The organism is Nocardia sp. NPDC055053 (assembly GCF_053608285.1).
In genome coordinates this window covers 1-16,246 of the sequence record NZ_JBSGVD010000044.1, presented here as the reverse complement: position 1 = coordinate 16,246, position 16,246 = coordinate 1, and the positions used below count along the sequence as shown (strand labels likewise).

General features: G+C 69.4%; 14 protein-coding genes. 7 read left to right on the top strand and 7 right to left on the bottom strand.

From position 1 onward, the window contains the following. The first annotated feature begins 58 nt into the window (after positions 1-58). From ACWF82_RS30275 to ACWF82_RS30250, 6 genes are all read left to right on the top strand, one after another. Entirely contained in the window at positions 59-3,088 is a 3,030-nt protein-coding gene (locus tag ACWF82_RS30275; protein WP_452506708.1) for a circularly permuted type 2 ATP-grasp protein, read from the top strand. Next, positions 3,085-3,981, top strand: a complete 897-nt coding sequence (locus ACWF82_RS30270) for a transglutaminase family protein (RefSeq protein WP_452506706.1) — start codon at positions 3,085-3,087, stop codon at positions 3,979-3,981. The genes ACWF82_RS30275 and ACWF82_RS30270 overlap by 4 nt, the downstream gene beginning before the upstream one ends. Positions 3,982-3,985: 4 nt before the next feature. Further along, entirely contained in the window at positions 3,986-5,056 is a 1,071-nt protein-coding gene (locus ACWF82_RS30265) for a zinc-binding metallopeptidase family protein (protein WP_452506704.1), read from the top strand. Between the two features lie 138 nt (positions 5,057-5,194). Next, positions 5,195-6,106: a bile acid:sodium symporter family protein gene (locus ACWF82_RS30260; protein ID WP_452506702.1), complete on the top strand. Its 912-nt coding sequence runs from the start codon at positions 5,195-5,197 to the stop codon at positions 6,104-6,106. Between the two features lie 21 nt (positions 6,107-6,127). After that, positions 6,128-6,379, top strand: a complete 252-nt coding sequence (locus tag ACWF82_RS30255) for a type II toxin-antitoxin system Phd/YefM family antitoxin (RefSeq protein ID WP_378847951.1) — start codon at positions 6,128-6,130, stop codon at positions 6,377-6,379. Continuing rightward, positions 6,376-6,750 carry a type II toxin-antitoxin system VapC family toxin gene (locus tag ACWF82_RS30250; RefSeq protein ID WP_452506700.1) on the top strand — a complete coding sequence of 125 codons (375 nt, stop codon included), beginning with the start codon at positions 6,376-6,378 and terminating at the stop codon, positions 6,748-6,750. The genes ACWF82_RS30255 and ACWF82_RS30250 overlap by 4 nt, the downstream gene beginning before the upstream one ends. Positions 6,751-6,757: 7 nt before the next feature. Here ACWF82_RS30250 and ACWF82_RS30245 read toward each other — a convergent pair whose 3' ends face one another. From ACWF82_RS30245 to ACWF82_RS30225, 5 genes are all read right to left on the bottom strand, one after another. After that, positions 6,758-7,474, bottom strand: a complete 717-nt coding sequence (locus ACWF82_RS30245) for a type 1 glutamine amidotransferase (RefSeq protein WP_452506699.1) — start codon at positions 7,472-7,474, stop codon at positions 6,758-6,760. 70 nt (positions 7,475-7,544) lie between these two features. Beyond that, positions 7,545-8,780, bottom strand: a complete 1,236-nt coding sequence (locus tag ACWF82_RS30240; RefSeq protein ID WP_452506697.1) for a MurT ligase domain-containing protein — start codon at positions 8,778-8,780, stop codon at positions 7,545-7,547. A 114-nt stretch (positions 8,781-8,894) separates the two neighbouring features. Further along, a complete protein-coding gene (locus ACWF82_RS30235; RefSeq protein WP_452506695.1) occupies positions 8,895-9,521 on the bottom strand; it encodes a hypothetical protein in 627 nt (208 codons plus the stop codon). A 99-nt stretch (positions 9,522-9,620) separates the two neighbouring features. Next, a complete protein-coding gene (locus ACWF82_RS30230; RefSeq protein WP_452506693.1) occupies positions 9,621-11,378 on the bottom strand; it encodes a hydroxysqualene dehydroxylase in 1,758 nt (585 codons plus the stop codon). Positions 11,379-11,567: 189 nt separating this feature from the next. Further along, positions 11,568-12,488, bottom strand: coding sequence for an EamA family transporter (locus ACWF82_RS30225; protein ID WP_452506691.1), 921 nt, complete (start codon positions 12,486-12,488; stop codon positions 11,568-11,570). 71 nt (positions 12,489-12,559) lie between these two features. On the opposite strand from ACWF82_RS30225, the gene ACWF82_RS30220 reads away from it, so the two are divergent. After that, positions 12,560-13,459: a LysR family transcriptional regulator gene (locus tag ACWF82_RS30220; RefSeq protein ID WP_452506689.1), complete on the top strand. Its 900-nt coding sequence runs from the start codon at positions 12,560-12,562 to the stop codon at positions 13,457-13,459. Here the strand turns inward: ACWF82_RS30220 and ACWF82_RS30215 are convergent. Continuing rightward, positions 13,446-14,231 (bottom strand): DUF6585 family protein, encoded by a 786-nt coding sequence (locus ACWF82_RS30215; protein WP_452506687.1) that lies wholly within the window; start codon positions 14,229-14,231, stop codon positions 13,446-13,448. The two genes, ACWF82_RS30220 and ACWF82_RS30215, sit on opposite strands and share 14 nt — an antisense overlap. A 33-nt stretch (positions 14,232-14,264) precedes the next feature. Further along, positions 14,265-16,016 carry an AAA family ATPase gene (locus tag ACWF82_RS30210; protein WP_452506739.1) on the bottom strand — a complete coding sequence of 584 codons (1,752 nt, stop codon included), beginning with the start codon at positions 16,014-16,016 and terminating at the stop codon, positions 14,265-14,267. Positions 16,017-16,246 lie beyond the last annotated feature (230 nt).

Sequence of the window (16,246 nt, the reverse complement as noted above, 5' to 3'; positions counted from 1 at the left end):
TTCGCGGCCGTCCCGTCGGTCAGGTGCCGTTGCGTAGGCGACGAAGGAGCAAGCAACGGTGCCTGACCGACGGGACACAAGGGGCCGCGAACACCGCGGCGCCCGCGCCGCCGATGACGCTGTCGAGCAGTTGGCGCGGTACCGGGCGCAGAGCAAGACGGGGGCGCGCTACGACGAATGCGGCAGGCCGACCCAGGGCTATTACGACGAACTGGTCGACGGACGCGGCCGGGTGCGGTCGATGTGGTCGGAGCTCTCGGCCGACTTCGTCGACCAGGGCATCAGCGGACTCGGCCGGATCGATCACCGGGTGCGCAGGCAGATCGAGGACGACGGCGTCACCTACACCGAGGTCGGGCTCGGCGACGACGCGCCGACCCCCATGCCGTGGCGGCTCGACCCGATCCCGCTGCTGGTCTCGGCCGACGACTGGACCCGCCTGGAAACCGGTCTGGTGCAACGCTCGCTCGTGCTCGACGAGGTGCTCACCGATGTCTACGGCCCGCGCAGGCTGATCGCCTCCGGTCTGCTGCCGCCGGAGATCGTGTTCGGCAACACCGGGTATGTGCGGGCCGCGCACGGCATCACCATCCCCGGCACCCACCAGCTGTTCCTGCACGCCTGCGACATCAGCCGCTGGAGCGACGGGCGGTTCCGGGTGCTGGCCGACTGGGCGCAGGCGCCGTCGGGCGCGGGCTACGCGCTGGCCGACCGCCGCGTCGTCGCCTCGGCCATCCCCGAGGCGTTCGAGCACGCCGGCCCGCGCCCGCTCACCCCGTTCGCGCGGGCCATGCGGCTGATGCTCGAGGAAGCCGCGCCAGAGCTGGCCGACGGCGAGGAACCGGTCGTCGTCGTGCTGAGCCCGGGCTCGCACTCCGAAACCGCGTTCGACCAGGCCTATCTCGCGCAGACTCTCGGCTTCCCGCTGGTCGAGAGCGCCGATCTGGTCGTGCGCGACGGCGCGCTGTGGATGCGCTCGCTCGGCAGTCTGGAACGGGTCGATGTGGTGCTGCGCCGCGTCGACGCCGAGTTCTCCGATCCGCTCGACCTGCGTCCCGATTCGCGCCTCGGCGTGGTCGGGCTGGTCGAGGTGCTGCGCCGCGGCGCTGTCACGGTGGTCAACACCCTCGGCAGCGGCCTGCTGGAATCGCCTGCGCTGAGCGCGTTCCTGCCGCGGATCGCCCGCTCGGTCCTCGGCGCCGAGCTCGAGCTCGACGGGATGCCCGCCTACTGGGGCGGCGACGACACCGAGCGCGCGCACCTCGTCGCGCACCTCGGTGACCTGGTGATCCGTTCCGCCGTCGACGGATCGACGATCTTCGGGCCGAGCCTGGCCGCCGCCGAACGCGCGGAACTCGCCGCGCGGATCGAGACCGAGCGGTGGAAGTGGGTCGGGCAGGAACCCGCCGAGTTCTCGGTCGCGCCCGCGGTCGAGGGGCAGGCGGGGATCGCGCCCGCGCCCGTGGGGATGCGGTTGTTCTCGCTGGCGCGGCGCGGTGGCTATACGGCCATGTCGGGTGGGCTCGGTCAGCAGCGGATGCGGCTGGAGCCGACGCGCAGCGTGATCAAGGTGGCGGCCAAGGATGTCTGGGTGCGCGCCGCCCCGGCGACCGCGCCCGCCGTCGCCGCCGACGCGCCGCAGCACGAGGAACGGCTGCGCCGGGCGGTGCCGGTCGTCGAGGCGATCAGTTCGCCGCGTGTGCTCAACGACCTGTTCTGGATGGGCCGCTACAGCGAACGCGCCGAAGCCGTTGTCCGGTTGCTCGCCGCGACCCACGACGTCTACCAGGACTACCGCTACCGGCCTTGGCTGGAAGGCGCCGAGGCGTTGCCGATCCTGATGCGGGCGTTGTCGGTGACCACGGGCACCGTCGCGCCGGAATCGGTGCTGCCCAACGGGACCGGACCTGTCGGCGCGCTCGTCCGGGTGGAGCCGCAGGTCGGCGACGGGTCGGGTTCCGGTGCGCCGGAGAGCCGGGACGCGCGGTCGACCTCTGCCGAGCCGGACACCTCCGCAGTCAGGACGGCGTCCGGCGCGACGGCGGATTCTGCTGCGGTGGAATCGGAGTCCGACGACGAGGCGTCGCCTCCGTGGGAACGCGCGGGAACCAGTGCGCTGGCCCGCGCCCTGCGCACCACGGGAATTACCGCCGAGCGGGGCACGGAGCCTGCGGAGGACGGCGATCGCGAGGTCGACCGTGGGCGGCAGGAGCCGGTGAAAGCTAGTTCGCGACCCAAGGTTTCGGGTAAGCCGGTCAGTGCGGAGCCTCGAGCCGTCGCAGGTGCCTCGGCCGACGGCTTCCAGTACCTGGCCAGGCTCACCGGGGACCGGCATCTGCCCGGCTCGCTGTCCTACGCCGTCGACCACTACGGTTCGGCGGCGCGCGCCGTGCGCGACCAGCTCTCCGGCGATACCTGGATGATCGTCGGCGCCGTCGATCGCGCGCTGGCCGAATTCCGTAGTGCCAGTGTCGAACAGGAGACCGCACTGTCCTCGGTGCACTCGCTGACGCTGGCCGCGCTGCTGTCGCTCTCCGGCATCGGCGCGGAATCGCTGGTGCGTGACACCGGCTGGTACGTCATGGACATCGGCAAACGCATCGAACGCGGACTCGCGCTGACCTCGCTGCTCAATGCCGCACTGGCGCAGGCGAGTCCGCCCGAGGTGGAGCGGGTGGTCACCGATTCGGTGCTCGTCGCCACCGAGTCCGCGGTGAGTTACCGCCGCCGCCACCGTGGTTCGGCGCATGTCGCCGCGCTGGCCGGGCTGCTGCTGTTCGACGCGGGCAACCCGCGATCGCTGGTGTACCAGCTCGACCGCCTCGAAGCCGACTTCCAGGCGCTGCCGGGGGGTTCCGGCGCCACCAGGTCGCAGCGGCTGCTCGCCGACGCCCAGCGGATGCTGCGCCGCATCGATCCGGCCGAACTGGAAACCACCGACGCCGAGGGCGTGCGCACCGAGCTGGTGGAACTGCTGGAGGGGGTGCACTTGCGGCTGCGCAAGCTGTCGGAGTCGTTCGAGACGACCAAACTCGCTGTGCCGGTAGCTATCCAGCCGCTGTGGGGCAACACCAGGATGGTCGGATGAGCAGGCGGTACCAGGTGGTGCATCGCACCACCTACAGCTACTCCGACGAAGTCACCAGTTCCTACGGCCGTGCGTATCTGACCCCGCGCGAATTCGCCGGTCAGCGCCTGCACGAGCATGACATCCACATCGACCCGGTGCCGTCGGACCGATCCGTCGGAAACGATGTCTACGGCAATACGACGACGTATTTCCATGTGACATCGGAACATCGGAAGCTCGAGGTCACCGGCGAATCGCTCGTCGACGTCGACGGCGACCATCCGTCGACGATGCCGGGCGCCGACCTGCCGTGGGAGCAGGCCAGACCGAGCGCGGCCACCGGTCCGCTGGCCGTCGAGTTCACCCTCGACCTGCTGCCGCCCGAGATCACCCCGGAGGTCGCCGCCTACGCCGCGCGGAGTTTCCCGGCGGGCAGGCCGTTGCTCGACGCGGTCACCGAGCTGAACACCCGTATCCACGAGGATTTCCGGTATCGCTCCGGCTCGACGACCGTGAGCACCAGCGTCGCCGACGTCTTCGCCGCGCGCGAGGGCGTCTGCCAGGACTTCGCCCGGATCGGCGCGGCCTGCCTGCGGTCGCGGGGGCTGGCCGCGCGCTACGTCTCGGGGTACCTCGCCACCGATCCGCCGCCGGGCAAGGAACGCATGGTCGGGGTCGATGCCACGCACGCGTGGGCCGCGGTCTGGCTGCCTGGCATCGACGAGACCGACCGCACCGGCCGCTGGATCGCCTTCGACCCCACCAACGATCAGTTCGCCGACGAGCGCTACGTGACCGTGGCGTGGGGGCGCGACTACCAGGATGTTCCGCCGCTGCGTGGCATCATCTATACCGACGCCAAACAGTCCACGATCACGGTCTCGGTCGATGTAGCCCCGGTGGAGGTGTAGTCCCTTGCGTGATTTCGTCTGCCCGAATTGCGGACAGCAGCTGGCTTTCGAGAATTCGGTGTGCCTGTCGTGCTCTAGCCCGCTCGGGTTCAGCCTGCGGGAACGGGCGCTGGTGGTGATCGGCGATCCGCAGGGCGACACGGCGATCGATCACGCGGGCGGGGTCGTCTGCGGTGACCGGTTCCGGTTGTGTGACAACCTGCATGTGGCGCAATGCAATTGGCTGGTCTCGCGATCCGGTGGCACCGCCGGGCCGATGCTGTGCGAGTCGTGTGCGCTCACCCGCACCCGGCCCAACGACGCCGACGCCGACGGCCTCGCCGCGTTCGCCGAGGCCGAAGCGGCCAAGCGGCGGTTGATCTTCGAACTGGTCGAACTCGGCCTGCCGATCGTCGGCCGCGACGCCGATCCCGAGCGCGGACTCGCCTTCGACCTGCTCTCCAGCCGCACCGACGGCGTGCTCACCGGCCATATCGACGGTGTCATCACCCTCGACCTGGCCGAGGCGAGCGACCCGCACCGCGAGCAGTTGCGGATCGAGATGGACGAACCGTACCGGACCCTGCTCGGCCACTTCCGGCACGAGATCGGCCACTACTACTTCACCGTGCTGGTCGCCGGAGACGAAGCGCTGCGACGGTTCCGCGTGCTGTTCGGCGATCCGTTCGCCGACTATCAGGACGCGCTGAACCGGCACTACTCGCAGGGTGCGCCGCCCGGCTGGGAAGACGACTACGTGTCGTCCTATGCCACCATGCACGCCGCGGAGGACTGGGCCGAGACCTTCGCCCACTACCTGCACATCCGCGACACCCTCGACACCGCCGCGGCCTTCGGGATCGCCCCGGCGGGCGCCACCCTGGATCGGCCGCAGGTCGGGCGCGCCGGCTTCGACAAGATCATCGAACTGTGGTTGCCCCTGGCCTGGTCGCTGAACATGGTCAACCGCTCGATGGGACACGACGATCTCTATCCGTTCGTCCTGCCCGATCATGTTCTGGAGAAGATGCGCTTCGTGCACGAGCTGTGTGAGCGCAGCAATTGCGGGACTCCCGAGGCGTCGGTGGTCGCCTAGCGGCGCGGTTCCGGCCAGATGGCCTTCGGTATTTCGCCCTTTTCTCTGCGATGTGGGTCACAGCTGTCTACTCTCACCAACTGAGACCAACGAGTCTCAGACCCGGGGCTCCCCCCGGGGTGCTCGCTGAGGATGGCTATGAACTCACCGCTGATATCCGTCGGATTGCCACTGGCCCTCGCCGTGGTCATGTTCGGACTTGGTCTGTCGCTCACCACCGCCGACTTCGCGCGAATCGCGAAGAACCCGCGGATTGCCGCCATCGCCCTGGTCTGCCAGCTGGTCGCGCTGCCGGTCGTCGCGTTCGGGCTGGTGCTGCTGTTCGATCTGCAACCGCTCCTCGCGGTCGGCATGATGCTGCTCGCCGCGTCGCCGGGCGGGACGACGGCGAACCTGTTCAGCCATCTGTTCCGTGGGGACGTCGCGCTCAATGTGTCGCTGACCGCGGTCAACTCCGTCATCGCCGTCGTCACGGTCCCGCTGGTGACCAACTTCGCGATCGGCTACTTCGACCCGGCCGAGACCGGCGAGTCGGTCGGGCTGCAGTTCGGCAAGGTGGTGCAGGTGTTCGCCATCGTGCTCGTCCCGGTTGGCATCGGCATGCTGGTGCGCCGCTGGGCGCCCGCGTTCGCCGAACGGATGGACCGCCCGGTGCGGATCGGCTCGGCAGTCATCCTGCTGCTGGTGATCGTCGGCTCGCTGACCGCCGAATCCGAGGACTTCTCCAACCATTTCCCCCAGATCAGCGCGATCACCGTGCTGTTCTGCGTGATCAGCCTGACCATCGGGTTCTTCGTGCCGCGGCTGCTCGGCGCGACGGGTCGCCAGTCCATCGCCTGCTCGATGGAGGTCGGCGTCCACAACAGTACGATCGCCATCACCATCGCGCTGAGTGTTCTGGACAGCACCGAGATGGCCGTGCCCGCCGCGATCTACGGCCTCCTGATGTTCCCGACGGCCGCCGTCTTCGGTTTCCTCATCACCCGCCGTCGACGCAGCCCCGCGGACGGCGGTGAAGTCGTCATGGACAGTCACCAGGTACCGGACTAACCTCTTAGCTAAGGAGGCGTCATGGCAGGGAACGCGGCGGAGCAGTTCAACATTCACGACGCGAAGACGAACCTGTCACGCATCATCGAGCGGGTGGAGCAGGGGGAGGAAATCGTGATCAGTCGTGCCGGAACGCCGGTCGCCAAAGTGGTGCCGTTGACTCGCCGGGTCAATCGGACCGGCCGTGGCTCGCTACGCGGCAGGCTCGAGTTGTCGCCGGGCTGGGACTCGCCCGAGACCAACGCTGAAATCGCCCGCGACTTCGACGCATGAGCCTGCTGCTGGACACCCACGTCATCCTGTGGTGGCTCACCGACGATCCCACGCTGGACGCGGAGCTGCGCGATCGGCTCGACCACGATCCCGACGTCTACGTCAGCTCGGCCTCGGTCTGGGAGATCGCGATGAAGCAGGCGTCGGGAAAGCTGGCCGGTCCGGCCGACCTGCCTGAACGGGTGGTCGGGAGCGGGTTCCTGCCGCTACCGATCGATGCCAGGCACACGATCGAGGCGGCCCGGCTTCCGCTGATCCACCGCGATCCGTTCGATCGGATTCTGGTGGCGCAGGCCCGGTGTGAGGAGCTGACGCTCGTCACCCGGGACCCGCTCTGCCTTCGGTACGAGGTCGATTCGCTGCCGTGCTGACGATGCGCTAAGCGCGGAGGCGTTCGCGGCGGAGGCGGTCTACCTCGGGGAGGTCGAGGGGGGCGAGGTCGGTGGGGGAGATGCCGAGGGCTCGGGCGATGAGAAGGTCGGCGAGTTCGGGGTTGCGGGCGAGGGCGGGGCCGTGGAGGTAGGTGCCGATGACCGAGCCTTGGACTACGCCTTCGGTGCCGTCGCCTACGCCGTTGCCGACGCCTCGGGTGACTTTGGCGAGGGGGGCGGCGTCCGGGCCGAGGCTGGTGCCGCCGCGGTGGTTCTCGAAGCCGGTCAGTGGGGCGGAGAGGCCGTCGAGGACGGGGGTGGTGGTGACCTCGCCGATCGCGCGGGTGGCCTGGGGGGAGGTGGTGACGTCGAAGAGGCTGACGCCGTCGACCTTTTCGCCCGCCGAGGTCTCGTACCAGTTGCCGAGTACCTGGATGGCGGCGCAGATCGCGAGGACGGGGGCGCCCTTGGCGGCGGCCTGTTGCAGGCCGGGGTACTTCTGCAGGTGCCGGGTGGCCAGGCGCTGGGCGGAGTCCTCGGCGCCGCCGAGGGTGTAGATGTCGAACGAGTCCGGCACCGGGTCGGCGAGGGTGATCTCGACGATCTCGGCGTCGTAGCCGCGCATGCGCAGCCGCTGGCGCAGGACCAGCGCGTTGCCGCCGTCGCCGTAGGTGCCCATCACGTCGGGCAGGACCAGGCCGATGCGGATGGTCGACTCGCTCATGCTGTTGCCTCCTGGCATGCTCGGGCGCCCTCCGTGGTTACGCGGGCTTGCGTGTCCCAGCGCTGACCGATCATGCCTGAGCCTCCAGGTCACGGTTGAGATCGCGGAACGCGGTGTAGTTGGCCAGCACCTCGACGTGCCCGGCCGGGCAGGACGCGATGGCGCGCAGCGGGTCGGGCACGAGGGTGTGCTCGACGCCTGCGTAGGTCAGGCGCACGGCGAGGTCGGTGGCGCGTTCGCCGGACGCCACGACCTGCACGCCTTCGAAGTGCTCGAACCGCACGTCCCACAGCCAGGACAGGTCCTCGCCGTCGGGCACCTGCCCGTTGACCGCGATCACCAGACCGGCCGAGGTCGGCTCGATCATCGACAGCGCTTCCTGCCAGCCCGCGGGGTTCTTGGCCAGCAGCAGCCGCGCGTCGTGCGCGCCGACGGTGACCGTGCGGTAGCGGCCCGCGATCTCGCGGACGGTGCCGGTGGCGTCGGTCGCCTTGGTCGCCTCGGCGCCCATCGCCACTGCCGCGGCGACCGCCTGCGCCGCATTGCCGCGGTTGGCGCGACCGGGCAGCGCCAGGTGCAGGGGAGCGCGGAAACCGCCGGGGCCGCACAGGTCTTCGCCCTCGAGCCACCAATCCGGTTGCGGGCGATGGAAATCGGCGCCGGTCGAGCGCCAGTTCTCGCCCTCCCAGACGATCGGCTCGCCACTGCGCGGACAACTCGTCGCGTCGACGGCCCAGCCGCTGCCCGCCGACACCCACACGACCTTGGGATGGTCGTAGGCGATGGAGGCCACCAGCACGTCGTCGCAGTTGGCGATGACGACGGTGTCGGGATGACGGGCCAGCCCGGCGCGCAGCTTGCGCTCGATCATGTTGATCTCGCCGACCCGGTCGAGCTGGTCGCGGCTCAGGTTCAGCAGCACAACGGCCGCCGGGTCGAGCGCGTCGCTGACGTGCGGCAGATGCAGCTCGTCGACCTCGATCGCGGCCAGCGGCACACCCTGGTGCACGCTCAGCGCCGCGACGATGCCCGCGTCCATATTGGCGCCGTCGGCCTGGGTGGCGACCTGGCCGAGCGTGCCGAGCGCCGCGGTGGTCATCCTGGTGGTGGTCGACTTGCCGTTGGTGCCGGTGATCAGCACCGTTCGCCTGCCGCGACCGAGCTGCGTCATGATCGTCGGATCGATCTTCAACGCGATCAGGCCGCCGATCATCGAACCCTTGCCGCGGCCCGCCTTCTGCGAAGCCCACGACGCTGCCGCCGCCGCTCGCAAAGCCAGGCGCCCACGCACCGAGATGTCTGCCACGCCGCGAGTCTATGTGCGCGACGTCGCGGGCCGCGTGCGGGAGCGGTGTGAGCTCCGTCAGCCCATCCTGGCCGGAGACGTGAGCCGGACCGCTTGCCGACGATCGGAGCTCCGTCAGCCCATCCTGGCGACGAGGGTGCGGACGACTTCGGCGCTGACCTCGTCGCGCCAGATCTGGAAGCGCGCGGGGTTGTCCAGGCCGCCGACCGTGGAGTCGCCGCTGACCGAGAAGACGAAGTTGCCCCGGTAACAGGCGACCGTGGATTCGATGATCTTGCCGTAGGTGCATTCGGTGGCGCCCCACTCCGGGGCGACCGGGTCGCCGGTGAAGCGCTTCATATCGGCATAGTGGGCGGCGACGGCGGCTTCCTCGCCGACCGAGGAGAACGTCACCGTGATCTTGGCGTTGTCCGAGGAATCGGGGAGGTCGGGCAGATCGAAGGTGAACAGGCAGCCGCCCTGCGCGATATTGCGCACCGTTTCGCCGACGAGCTGCACGGTTTGCGGAGTGCGGGTGAGGTTCCTTGCCTGCGGCAGGATCGCGGTGATCTCGGCATCGGTGAGCACCGCGCAGGCGTCGGGCCACGTGGCGTCGGTCGCGGGCAGTGTCGCGGTGATGGCTGTGGTGGCTGGCGCCGCTTCGCCGAAGTTGATACCGGGCGGGCCGACCGGACCACAGCCGGACAGAGCAGCTGCCGATACGGCGATCGGCCCGAGCGCACGCCATCCACGCAGATTCACCAGAAAACTCCCCGCTAACACCGTGATTCGCCACCGATGGTGGCTATTGTCGGCCTAACCGGGCGCAGAAGCAACGCGCGTTCTGGTCGTAATGACAGATCACATATCGACGTCGAACATATTGGGAATTCCCCTGGCATAGCGGTCGGCGTCGATCACCCGCAGCGGCTCGAGTTCGGGGGTGCGGCGCAGCCGGAAAGTGTGGCAACGCTGGGCCGATGACCCCGCGACGTCGAGCAGCGCGTTGACCGCGGCGCGCGCGGACTCGTTCGCGCCTTCCATTGTCGCCAGGTCGATATCGGTGCGCACGTAATCGCCTGCGAGAAACAGGTTTTCGATTGAGCCGTGTGCTTCGGGACGCGCGTCCCACGAGCCAGCGGTGTTGATGAGCAACGGATCGGCATTCGCGTTCCGGCTGCCCTGCCAGGTGATTCCCGGATCGAGAAACCAGGAATGGACGTCGGCGGGACGCAGCAGTTGTTCGCGGTCGTTCAGGTGCGCGCTGAGCTGGGCCCAGACCTCACGGAAGATCTCCTCGTTCGTGCATTCCACGGCGGGCTTGCCGTACAGGATGCCGGGGGAATTCCAGTCGGAGATGTCGATGGACAGGCAATCGGCCACCGTGCCGTCACCGAACGACGGCAGCTTGCGCGTCCACAGCTGGTTCTGGCTGATCGAGGTGAGCGACCACGGTGAATCGACGAATGCCGCATGCCCACGCGAAATACGCAGCGGCGTGCGGAAATAGATCTGGATGCCGTTCATCCAGTCGACGAACAGGCGTTCGGTCGCCGCCAGTTCCGGCGCCAGTTCGAGCACCTGGGGCGACCAGAGTTTCCTGACCTGCTCGACCGGCATCGCGGCGACGAAATAGTCGGCTTCGACGGTGCGGGCGCCGGCGGAATCGGTGATCCGGGCCGCGCCGATGCGCTTGTCGCGCACCACGAGTTCCTCGACCCTGGCGCCGAGTTCGAAGCGGACGCCGAGCCCGCGCAGATGGTCGACCCACGGGTCGATCCAGGCGATATTGGTCGCGTTGTTCAGCACCCGGTCCAGGCCGCCGTCGTTGCCGAGGCCGAGCGGGTTGCCGAGGAACTGCTCGCCCATGCCGCCGATGGTGCGGGTGCTGGCCAGATTCTCCTTGGCCGCGACCATGATGCTGGTGAGCGAGCGCGAGACGATCGCGCGGAACTCGTGCGAGCGCTGGTGGCCGCGCACGAAGTCGTGCCAGGAGGTGTGCTCCCACTGGCCGAAGCGGCGCGCGTCGCAACTGCTGTTGAACACCAGCAGCCGGTTGGCGAAGAACGCGGCCTCCGGCGGCGGCATCTTCGACAGCGTCGAGATGGTGGCGGCCAGTGTCTCCCTGATGGCGTCGGGATTCGTCGTCGGGGCGGCGAAGCCGTCGGGCAGGGTGAGCAGGATGTCGTCGGTGTCGCGGCGGGAGAACCTGGCCTCCGGCACGGTGATCAGGTTGTTCCACACGCCGTCGCGATTGCCTGCGACGGGAATCCGGCGCATGGTGTCGGGCAGGTTCTGATAGAAGCCGGGGAAGAAGCGGAAGCCGTGCTCACCGGGCAGATCGGGCCTGCCGTCGCGGCCGGTGCCCGGCACGGGGATGCTGCGGGCCTTGCCGCCGAAGGCCCTCGCCTCGTAGACGGTGACCTCGAACCCGCGTTCGGCCAGCTCGTGGGCGGCGGTCAGCCCGGCGACGCCGCCGCCGAGGACGGCGACCCGGCGGCCGGGGGGTGCGCCGAGCGCAACACCAGCTCCTGTCACGGCCCCCGCCGATACCACCCCCGCTGCGACCGTGCCGCGAAGAAAGGTTCTCCGCGATACGGGCAACCGTTGTTCCGCCATATGCTGTTCAGCTGCCTTGTTCGAGTATTGCCTGCGATTTGCTATCACTGTAGAGCGCGGCCGAGACCTGGCTGTTGTGACCCGTGTGTCGTTCGCCCGAGCTCGAAACCGACCGGTCGCGCGGAAAAAGCATCGCGCGATCGGTCACATGCTAGCCAGCGCCTCGGCGATCGCGCGCTGAATTGGACGTTAGACCTGGACCAGGCTCCGGTCGGGGGCGGGCTCCGGCGTCCGCCGGGTGGTCGTCGCGGCGAACGCGCCCGCGATGACGATCACCCCGCCGATCAGGGCGGCCACCGACGGCTCCTCGTCGAACACCACCCAGGCCGCCGCGATACCGACAACCGGCACGAGCAGCGACAACGGCGCTACCGTGCCCGCCGGATAGCGGCTCATCAGATACGTCCACAGGCCGGATCCGCACACCGTCGCGAGGATGGCGATATAGGCGAGCGCCGCCAGCGCGGGCAGGCCGTCGGTCGCCGAGACCGCCGCGCCGAGCGCGCGGAAGCCGGTGCCAGGCCCCTCGACAGCCATCGACAGCGCCAGCAGCGGCAGGACAGGGATCACCGACATCCACAGCGTCAGGTGCAGCGGATCGAACCCGGGTGAATCCGCGCCGGCCTGACGCGCGCCGATATTGCCGAACGCCCAGCCCAATCCGCCCGCCAAGGTCAGCAGCACCGGGAACAACGTGGCATTGGCCAGCCGATCGGCGCCGATGACGACCATCCCGAGCACCGCGACCGCGAGCCCGCCGACCTGCACCGGGCGCAGCCGTTCGCGCAGCAGGACCGCGCCGAGCACCACCGTGAACGGGGCCGAGGACTGCAGCACCAGCGAGGCCAGCCCGGTCGGCATTCCGGTGCGCATCGCGGTGAACAGGAAGGCGAACTGCAGGATGCCGAATCCGGTGCCGTAGAGCAGCAGCCAGCGGGTGCGCACGGCGGGACGCGGGATGAACACGAGCACCGGCACCGCGATGACGGCGAATCGCAGCGCGGCGAAGAAGAAGGGCGGGAAGTGGTCGAGGCCGATCCGGATGGCCAGGAAGTTCAGGCCCCAGAGCACGACGACGGTCAGTCCGAGCAGGCGGTCACGGGAGGTCACGCCCTCATCGTGCGGTTCGCGAAGCATCAGGACAATCGAATAAAAGTGGATGAATAAAGTAGATTTACTTCATGTTTTCGATCGACAGGCTGCGGATTCTGCGGGAACTGGCCGACCGCGGCACGGTCGCCGCCGTCGCCGAGGCGCTGTCGATGACGCCGTCCGCGGTCTCGCAGCAGTTGAAGGTGCTGGCCAGGGAAGCCGGGGTCGCGCTGCTGGAACCGGACGGGCGGCGGGTGCGGCTCACCGATGCCGGACAGGCGCTGGTCCTGCGCGCCGACGACGTCCTCGCGGCGATGGAGCGGGCCACCGCCGAGATGGCGCACTATCGCGGCTCGCCGCGCGGGCAGGTCAGGGTGGCGTCGTTCCCGTCCGGTGCCGCGCTGCTGCTGCCGCCCGTGCTGACCGCGCTCGCGGGCAGCGGCGTCGAGATCGTCGCGGGTGACGAGGATCTGCCGCCGTCGGAGGCGGCGAAACTGCTGGCCGACTACGACATCGTGCTCACCCATCGCGACGAACGCGCGCCGTCGCCCGCCGGGCCGCGGCTCGCGGCGCGGGTGCTCATGCGGGAACCGATCGATGTCGTCGTCGCGCCGACCCACCCGCTGGCGGGCCGGAGTTCGGTGCGGCCGGAGGAGCTGGCCGAGGAGACATGGGTGAGCGTGCGCGGCGGATTCCCCGTCGACGACGTGCTCGAATCCATCGCCACCATCACCGGCGTGCGGCCGCGGATCGCGCAGCGACTCAACGAGTTCCGGGTGATCGAAACGCTCGTGGCCTCGGGCTACGGCGTCGCGCTGATGCCGCGCTTCGCCGTCGCGCATCCCGCGCTGTCGGTGCTGCGGCTGTCGGGTGTGCGGGCGGCTCGGGTGTATGACCTCGTCACCCGCCCACAGGCGCACCGGCGCCCCGCCATCGCCGCGGTGCTCGACGCGTTCGAGGCCGCGGCACGCGAGGTCAGCGCGAGCTGACGTATCCGCACAGCCGCTCGACCAGCGCGTGCAGGACGAAGAAGTTGGGGATGTCGGCGATCGAGGTCGAGTTCAGCCCGAGCCACCTGCCCTCGACCGAGATCTCGGCATATCCCGAGACCGTCCGCATGCCCTGTACCTGGTGCCACGGCACGCTCTTGTTGCGCGCACCGATCTCGCTCGCCGTCAGCCAGATATCGCCGAAGTCGAGCCGGTGCCCGGCCTGTACGGCGGCGAGTGCCTGCGGCAGCTGGGCTGCGGTGACTGCTTGCTGGATCCACTGGCCCCACTGATCGGCGTGCACGAACGAGCTGTCGATCACGAAGTGCTGCCCGGCCAGATCGGTGAGTGTGTAGGTGTAGACGGTGATGATCGGCCCACCGTTGACGCGCTTGCGAATGATCTTCTGCAGCACCGTCGTCGAGTCGAAACGCGCGACGCTGGGGCGCCCGCCGACCACCGCGACCAGGCCGTGGTCGTAGATGGCGAGCCGGTTGCCCACGGTCTCGCGCTCATGCCACCACGCCTGCGCGGCATTGAGCACGAATCCGAAACTCGCGCCGATCGCGATCAGCCCGGTGATCCAGGCCAGGCCGGCCTGATCGATGACGAACGCGAGGAACGTGGCCGCGAGCGCGATGCCCGCGACGGCACCGATCGTGCGAATCCTGTTCCAGGCGATCACGGCCGGTGCGTACGCGGCTCGGTGATGACCTAGCCCGGCACCGGCCGCCACACCCGCGACATGGCGCGCGGCATCCACTTCGGACATGCGTGTTCCCCCCCAGGTGTTCGGTCGGCTAACTCAGAATTGCCCCGGCTGGTACTGCGGCTGTCCCTGGTACGGCTGACCCTGCGGCGGGAACTGCTGACCCTGCTGCTGACCGTGGTAGCCGAAGTCGTCGGCGACCATGGCGGCCAGCTCGAGCAGCGCGCGCCGGGTGGGCTTGCTGACCAGCTCGAGGTCGATCTCGGCGCCCTCGGCCAGGTGATCGTCGAACGGGACGATCTGCACGGCACGGGTGCGGTCGAGGAACAGCTTGCGCAGCTGGTCGAGGTCGACCGTCGACGCGCCGCGCCGCGAGGCGTTCACGACGACGACGGTGCGTTCGACGAGCTTGCTGTAGCCGTGGTGGTCGAGCCAGTCCAGCGTCGCCGAGGCGCTGCGCGCGCCGTCGATCGCGGGGGAGGTGACCAGCACCAGCGAGCTCGCCATGTCGAGGACACCGGACATTGCCGAGTGCATCAGACCGGTACCGCAGTCGGTGAGGATGATGTTGTAGAACGACTGCAGGATGCCGATCGCCTTGCGGTAATCGGCCTCGCTGAAGGCTTCCGACACGGCCGGATCCTGCTCGGAGGCGAGCACTTCCAGCCGGCTCGGGGCCTGCGAGGTATGCGCGCGCACGTCCGAGTACCGGGTGATGTTCTGGTCCTCGAGCAGGTTGCGCACCGTCGACCGGGTCTGGCGCGGCACCCGGTGGGCCAGGGTGCCCAGGTCGGGGTTCGCGTCGATGGCGATGACGCGGTCACCACGCTGCGTGGCGAAGGTGGAGCCGAGACCGACCGTGGTGGTGGTCTTGCCGACGCCCCCCTTGAGGGAGAGGATCGCGATCCGGTAGTCCCCGCGGACCGGCTGGTTGACCCGCTCGCCCAGATCGCGGTGGACGATGTCGGCCGCCGACTCGCCGGGGTTGATCACGCCGCCGGAGGCCTTGTGCACGGCTCGCCGCCATCCGCTGCGCGGCGCCTTGCGGGCGCGCTTGAGCAGGTTCAGGTCGTTGACCGAATGACCGGGCTGACCCGGCGCAGGCACGTGCTGTGGCTGGAACGGCTGATGCTGCTGGGGCGGTCCGCCCTGCCACTGCTGACCGGGCGGCTGCGCGCTCGGACCCGGCTGACCAGGTTGCCCGGGGAATTGACCCGGCTGACCGGGCATCTGACCGGGGGGCATCCCGCCCTGCATCGGCGGCTGGTACGCCGGTGGCGGCGGAGGGGCCCAGCTGTAGATGGGCTCGGACTGCGGTCCCTGCGGTGCGACCTGCTCCTGACCGGGGAACTGCGGCTGCTCGGGGGCGGGGTACTGCGCCTGCGGCTCCTGACCGGGGTACTGCGGCTGCTCGGGGGCGGGGTACTGCGCCTGCGGCTCCTGACCGGGGTACTGCGGCTGCTCGGGGGCGCCGGGGTAGGGGCCACCCGGATACGGCTGCTCGCCGGTCGCGTGCGGTCCGGGGTAGGGCTGCTCGGGTGCGGGCTGGCCCGGCCAGGGCTGCTGCTCGGGACCGCCAGGGCCAGGCTGCCCCTGCCACGGCTGCTCCGGCGCGTGCGCCAGGGGATGCGCGCCACCGCTCTGATACGGATCGGGTGCCCCGGGATACCCGCTCTGGGCGAAGGGACCCGGCGCGAAACCACCGGGGTGGAAGACAGTCTGCTCGGCGAGCCCGACGTGCGGCTCGGCGCCTGCCTCGGCGGGCTGCGGCTCGGCGGCCTCGCCTGCCTGCTCGGCGGAGGCGGCCTTCTCGGCAGGTTCGATGTCGTCGTCGGCCACCGTTTGCACGCCGGCGGGACCGGACGCAGCGTCGGCCGTCTCTGCCGACGGACTCTGCAGCCAGGGCGGAGAAGTCGGATTATGGTCGTTGTTGGTCACAGTTCCCCCACTTGCTCGCTGAACGAGCAGGAAGCTCGGCGCTGAATGTGCACCAAAACGCTAGCACGGTGTTTTTTGGAGCGCTGGCGCGCTCGAGTTCGCGGCCCCTCCTGTCCCGCCGGTCAGGCGCCGTTTCTTGC